Here is a 1513-nt window from a genome sequence, read left to right on the forward strand (position 1 = left end):
CAGGCCGCTGAAAAAGGGCTTGGCTATCGGGCCATGAGATGATTCATCGAGGCAGGACGCGATGAACGAGGCCGATGGATGCGCGGGACGGACGAACGATCGGGCGAACTGTTTTCCTACGTCGATCTGGAGCAACGGTTGCCTGCGCGGCATCCGCTTCGGGCGATCCGCGGTCTGGTGAACGAGGCGCTGGCCGACATCGGGCCGGGGCTGGAGGCGGTTTATTCGCGTATCGGGCGGCCGTCGATCGCGCCGGAGAAGCTGTTGCGAGCGTTGCTTTTGCAGCTGTTCCACGGGATCCGCTCGGAGCGGCAGATGATGGAGCGGCTGAACTTCGACCTGTCGTTCCGCTGGTTCGTTGGTCTGGGCATCGACGACCCGGTGTGGGACGCGTCGACGTTTTCGAAGAATCGAGAGCGATTACTGGACGGCGAGATCGCGGCGCGCTTCCTGTCGGCGATCCTGGCGCGTCCGCAGGTGAAGCGCCTGTTGTCGAGTGAACATTTCTCGGTGGACGGCACGCTGATCGAGGCATGGTGCAGCATGAAGAGCTTTCGTCCCAAGAATGAGGCCGGAGGGGATGAACCGCCTGCCGACGGCCCGGGCGGTCGCAACGGCGAGGTCGATTTCCGCGGCACCAGGCGCAGCAACGATACACATGCATCGACCACCGATCCGGACGCGCGCCTGTATCGCAAGAGCCCAGGGGCAGGCGCCAAGCTGTGCTACATGGGCCACGTCCTGATGGAGAACCGCAACGGGCTGGCGGTCGATGCCGAGACCACGCGAGTAGCCGGCTTTGCCGAGCGGCTGACCGCGGTTGCGATGCTCGATGACGTCGATCGCCCGCATGGCAGCCGGATCACGCTGGCGGCCGATCGCGCGTACGACACCCGCGACTTCGTCGCCGAGTTGCGGGATCGTCGGGTGACACCGCACGTCGCCCAGAATGTGAGTGGCCGGCGCTCCGCCATCGACGGCCGCACGACACGGCATCCAGGCTATCGCGCAAGTATCCGCATCCGCAAACGGATCGAGGAGGTGTTCGGCTGGGTGAAGTCTGCGGCTGGACAGGGAAAGACCCGGTTCCGCGGGCTGGCACGGGTGCGCTTCGCCTTCACCCTGACGATCGCCGCCTACAATCTCGTCAGACTTCCCAAGCTGCTGGAGACGGGGTGATGGTCACGAGCGCCGCCCTCGTCGGCAAATGGCAGATCGTGGAGAGCGCAACCTGGCCGCGTGCCCATCTCGATCTGTGCGGCCCGGCTTTCCTGCTCATCGACGCCGACGGCACCGGTGAAATGGCGTTTGGGGCGCTCACCGCTTCGGTGAACGGCGGGTTCACCCCTAGCGGGGTCGACTTCGACTGGAATGGTGCCGATGAAGGCGATCAGGTCACCGGCACCGGATGGGCCGATCTGCGCGACGATGGCTGGCTCGAAGGCGAAATCGCCTACGATAATGGCGACGACACAACCTTCATCGCCAAACCGTGGCCTTTTTCAGCAGCCTG

At 64.7% G+C, this 1513-nt stretch carries 2 protein-coding genes; both read left to right on the forward strand.

Annotation, left to right across the window (positions count from 1 at the left end):
- The first annotated feature begins 78 nt into the window (after positions 1-78).
- Positions 79-1179, forward strand: a complete 1101-nt coding sequence (locus HHL27_RS22145) for an IS5 family transposase (RefSeq protein WP_169495523.1) — start codon at positions 79-81, stop codon at positions 1177-1179.
- Positions 1179-1513, forward strand: a 335-nt coding sequence (locus HHL27_RS22150) for a hypothetical protein (RefSeq protein ID WP_169495524.1), incomplete at its 3' end; no start/stop codon positions are given. The genes HHL27_RS22145 and HHL27_RS22150, both read left to right, overlap by 1 nt.

It is taken from the genome of Novosphingobium olei (assembly GCF_012927405.1).
GTDB lineage: Bacteria > Pseudomonadota > Alphaproteobacteria > Sphingomonadales > Sphingomonadaceae > Novosphingobium > Novosphingobium olei.